The following is a 4357-nucleotide window of genomic DNA, read 5'->3' as shown; positions in this document are numbered from 1 at the left end:
CCTTGAACGGTGCCGGTTGCTTGGTTGAAGCCAGCCGACAAATAACTTCCAGCCCATCGAGCTTGGGAATTCCGATATCCAGTATGACGATGTCCGGGGTATGTTCCCGTGCAAGTTGCAATGCATCGACACCGTTATCAGTCTCGGCAACGACCTCATAACCATGACGTTCCATCAGCATGCGCACAGCAAGACGAATGACGGGATGATCATCCACGATCAGCACTTTATTCATGAGAAAGTCCAATTTCGCTGTTCGAATTATTTAGAGCAAGCACAATAGCCTAGTCGTTTCCTAGTTGGCATAGCATTCCCCCCCGAACAACGGCAAGCAGAGACCCAACCCACAGCGATATAAGAATTAACCTACAAAAAACCGCAAACTTTGGTGCATCCAGTTTTATGAAACCTTTCAGACCTTTCCCGGCCTGAACATATTTTGAGTGAAATCTCCAGCAAGTACAGGGGGTACGGTAAACGTAGCGCACATCCCGTTCAGGAAATACCCCTTGTCTCTCGCCTGCACAAGGGAAGGCCGGCATAAAAAATTCGGCTGATATAGTTCCATTTAACATATTTCCTCACACCCAAAATTCCTACAGACGTTTCAGCGTAAATACCTCCGCCACGCTTTTATGAGTGAACTTTCTGTAAGACTAGTTCCGAGTCAGGTGTAAAAATTCATTCCTCCTACAAAAATCATTCACGACTTTACCGAGATTAAAATAAGTAATTGTCCGCTACAGAAGCATCAACATATGTTTAATCAATTTAAACATTCCGCCCTCATTCAAAATGTCCAGACAAAAAAAATGGCCCCTTGAATAAGGGGCCACTCTTCACATCGGGCGAATTACTCAGAACAATGAGCGACCTTTGTTCGCCGCAATACGCATGCGCAGTGCATTCAACTTGATAAAACCTGCTGCGTCCGCCTGATTGTACGCGCCGCCATCTTCTTCGAAGGTGGCGATGTTCGCGTCGAACAGCGACTCATCGGACTTGCGACCGGTGACGATCACGTTGCCCTTGTACAGCTTCAGACGCACAACACCGTTCACGTGGGCCTGGGAGGCGTCGATCATCTGTTGCAGCATCAGACGCTCAGGGCTCCACCAGTAGCCGGTGTAGATCAGGCTGGCGTACTTGGGCATCAGCTCATCTTTGAGGTGCGCCACTTCGCGATCCAAGGTGATGGACTCGATGGCGCGGTGGGCGCGCAGCATGATGGTGCCGCCTGGGGTTTCGTAGCAGCCACGGGACTTCATACCCACGTAACGGTTCTCGACGATGTCGAGGCGACCGATACCGTGCTCGCCACCGATACGGTTCAGGGTCGCCAGTACGGTGGCCGGAGTCATTTCGACACCATCCAGCGCGACGATGTCGCCGTTGCGGTAGGTCAGTTCCAGGTATTGTGGCTTGTCGGGTGCGTTCTCCGGGGAGACGGTCCAGCGCCACATGTCTTCTTCGTGCTCGGTCCAGGTGTCTTCCAGCACGCCGCCTTCATAGGAAATATGCAGCAGGTTGGCGTCCATCGAGTACGGGGACTTCTTCTTGCCATGACGCTCGATCGGGATCGCGTGCTTCTCAGCGTAATCCATCAGCTTTTCACGGGACAGCAGGTCCCACTCACGCCAAGGGGCAATCACTTTCACGCCAGGCTTGAGCGCGTAGGCGCCCAGCTCGAAACGCACTTGGTCGTTGCCCTTGCCGGTAGCACCATGGGAAATGGCGTCGGCGCCAGTTTCATTGGCGATTTCAATCAGACGCTTGGCGATCAGCGGACGTGCGATGGAAGTACCCAGCAGGTACTCGCCTTCGTAGACGGTGTTGGCGCGAAACATCGGGAAGACGAAATCGCGGACGAACTCTTCGCGCAGGTCGTCAATGTAGATCTCTTTCACGCCCATGGCTTGCGCCTTGGCGCGTGCAGGTTCGACCTCTTCGCCCTGACCCAGGTCAGCGGTGAAGGTCACCACTTCACAGTTATAAGTATCCTGCAGCCACTTGAGGATCACCGAAGTGTCCAGGCCGCCGGAATACGCGAGAACGACCTTGTTTACGTCGGCCATGCCATCACTCCACGGGGTTGTACGGAAAGGCGTCGATTCTACCGACCAAAACCGTGAATTTACAGAGGCGCGACAGCAAATGAAGATAAAGCGACAGATTATGTCGAGCGAGCGACCGATGGTCGCACCTTCAAGAGGTATGCGCAGGGTTGCTTGGGCCTGTGGCCGAAGGTGCCGGTTTCTCGGGTACAGCCACACGTTCAAGCTGAATATTCACACGTCGGTTGCGCGCCCGATTGGCAGCATTGGTGTTGGGGGCCAGTGGGTAGCTTTCACCATGGAAACGCATGGTGATCTGCGATTCGGGGATGCCGTTAGCCTTGAAGTAGTCCGTCACCGCCAGCGCGCGGCGGCGCGAGACGTCACGGTTGGTCAGGCGATTGCCACTGTTGTCGGAATGGCCGTTCAATTCGATGTGGTTGACCGTGGGGTCGGCCTTCATGAAGGCAAGAATCACGTCCAGCTTCTTCTTCGCCGCCGTGTCCAACTCAATACCGCCGCCGGGGAACCCGACTTCGGTCTGCTTTACCTGATCGTAATTCATCGGCAGCAGCTTGGTAGTACACAGCTGATAGTCATTGAAGGCCTTGTTGAACTTGACTGGCAGCAGGCGAATTTCCGAGTAGCCGCCTTCACGCCCATAATGCCGCACGGTCGGGCTGCGCCCTTCCAGTAAACCATTGAACAGGCGACCGGCCTGGGCCTGGGAGCTGTTGAACAGCACGTCACCACTGCCCGCTCGCACGGCACCGAGATTGATATCGCCCCGGCCTGGCTGCCAAGGGGCGGCAGCGGCCAACAAGGTCGCCGAGCCTGCGCCCAGAGAGCCGTTGTAGGCTTTCAGACGAAACGTCGCTTGCTCGCCCGCCCGGCGCACAAACTCACCCGAACCAAAATCGGTAATCGGCTGGGTCAGACGGCACTCGAATTGATCGCCCTCCACCTTCCACTCAATATTCTCCAGACGTGTCTGGAACGTGAGGGCCATCGCAGGCAGGCTGGCGAACACACTGAGCAGGGCTAGATAATGCTGGCGCACGGGAGGCTCCACTGGTTTCTACAACACTTCAAAGCGTCATACATCGTTAAGGCATACCCAGGGATATCGGTCGCGTCCTGTAAAACTTGATAGCGAGTGCCTGCAAGAGTCTTTTCCGGTAGCATTCCCACCAGATTGACCCGCCTGGAATCCCCAATGTCCGACCGCCTGACCCTGCTGCGTCCCGACGACTGGCACATTCATCTTCGCGATGGTGCTGCGTTACCCCAAACTGTGGCCGATGTCGCGCGCACGTTCGGCCGCGCCATCATCATGCCTAACCTGGTACCGCCGGTCCGCAATGCCGCCGAAGCCGACGCCTATCGCCAGCGCATCCTCGCTGCACGGCCGGCCGGCAGCCGCTTTGAACCGCTGATGGTGCTCTACCTCACCGACCGCACCCAACCTGACGAGATTCGCCAGGCCAAAGCCAGCGGTTTCGTGCACGCCGCCAAGCTGTACCCGGCAGGTGCGACTACCAACTCCGATTCCGGCGTGACCAGTATCGACAAGATCCTGCCAGCCATCGAAGCCATGGCCGAAGTCGGCATGCCGTTGCTGATCCACGGTGAAGTCACCCGGGGTGATGTCGACGTCTTCGATCGCGAGAAGATCTTCATCGACGAACACATGCGCCGGGTGGTCGAGTTGTTCCCGACCCTCAAGGTGGTGTTCGAACACATCACCACGGCCGATGCCGTGCAGTTCGTCACCGAGGCTTCGGCCAACGTCGGCGCGACCATCACCGCGCATCACCTGCTCTATAACCGCAACCACATGCTGGTGGGCGGGATTCGGCCGCACTTCTATTGCCTGCCGATCCTCAAGCGCAACACCCACCAAGTGGCCTTGCTGGATGCGGCGACCAGCGGCAATCCGAAGTTCTTCCTCGGCACCGACTCCGCGCCCCACGCCCAACACGCGAAGGAAGCTGCCTGCGGCTGTGCCGGCTGCTACACCGCTTATGCGGCGATCGAGTTGTACGCCGAGGCGTTCGACCAGCGTAACGCCCTGGACAAGCTCGAAGGTTTCGCCAGCCTCAATGGCCCGCGTTTCTACGGCCTGCCGACGAATACCGACCGCATTACCCTGGTTCGTGAAGACTGGACCGCCCCTGCCAGCCTGCCGTTTGGCGAGCTGACTGTCATCCCGCTGCGCGCCGGTGAAACACTGCGCTGGCGCCTGCTGGAGGAAAACAAGTGAGTGAAGACCATTTCGACGACGAACACGAGCACAGTGGTGG

At 56.9% G+C, this 4357-nt stretch carries 4 protein-coding genes; 1 reads left to right on the top strand and 3 read right to left on the bottom strand.

Annotated features, from left to right (window positions below):
* The 3 genes from ACRESD_RS15810 to ACRESD_RS15800 all read right to left on the bottom strand — a co-directional run.
* Positions 1–235, bottom strand: a 235-nt coding sequence (locus tag ACRESD_RS15810) for a response regulator (protein WP_431751778.1), incomplete at its 3' end; no start/stop codon positions are given.
* 622 nt (positions 236–857) lie between these two features.
* Positions 858–2075: an argininosuccinate synthase gene (locus tag ACRESD_RS15805; protein WP_123714792.1), complete on the bottom strand. Its 1218-nt coding sequence runs from the start codon at positions 2073–2075 to the stop codon at positions 858–860.
* A gap of 130 nt (positions 2076–2205) precedes the next feature.
* Positions 2206–3114, bottom strand: coding sequence for a flagellar protein MotY (locus ACRESD_RS15800; RefSeq protein WP_431751777.1), 909 nt, complete (start codon positions 3112–3114; stop codon positions 2206–2208).
* Positions 3115–3270: 156 nt separating this feature from the next.
* Here ACRESD_RS15800 and pyrC point away from each other — a divergent pair, with 156 nt between their 5' ends.
* Complete coding sequence (pyrC, locus tag ACRESD_RS15795) at positions 3271–4317, top strand: dihydroorotase (RefSeq protein WP_431751776.1); 1047 nt, start codon at positions 3271–3273, stop codon at positions 4315–4317.
* The last annotated feature ends 40 nt before the right edge of the window (positions 4318–4357 follow it).

Origin of the sequence: Pseudomonas sp. (assembly GCF_050739995.1) — a bacterium.
In the GTDB taxonomy this organism is placed as follows: Bacteria; Pseudomonadota; Gammaproteobacteria; order Pseudomonadales; family Pseudomonadaceae; genus Aquipseudomonas.
Note: the sequence above shows the minus strand (reverse complement) of the source record. Positions and strands in the feature narration are given on the sequence as shown.

What these genes read in the sequence shown, in the direction of transcription:
- ACRESD_RS15805 (WP_123714792.1), bottom strand. Translation starts at nt 2,075, where the DNA reads ATGGCCGACGTAAACAAGGTCGTTCTCGCGTATTCCGGCGGCCTGGAC.
- pyrC (WP_431751776.1), top strand. Translation starts at nt 3,271, where the DNA reads ATGTCCGACCGCCTGACCCTGCTGCGTCCCGACGACTGGCACATTCAT.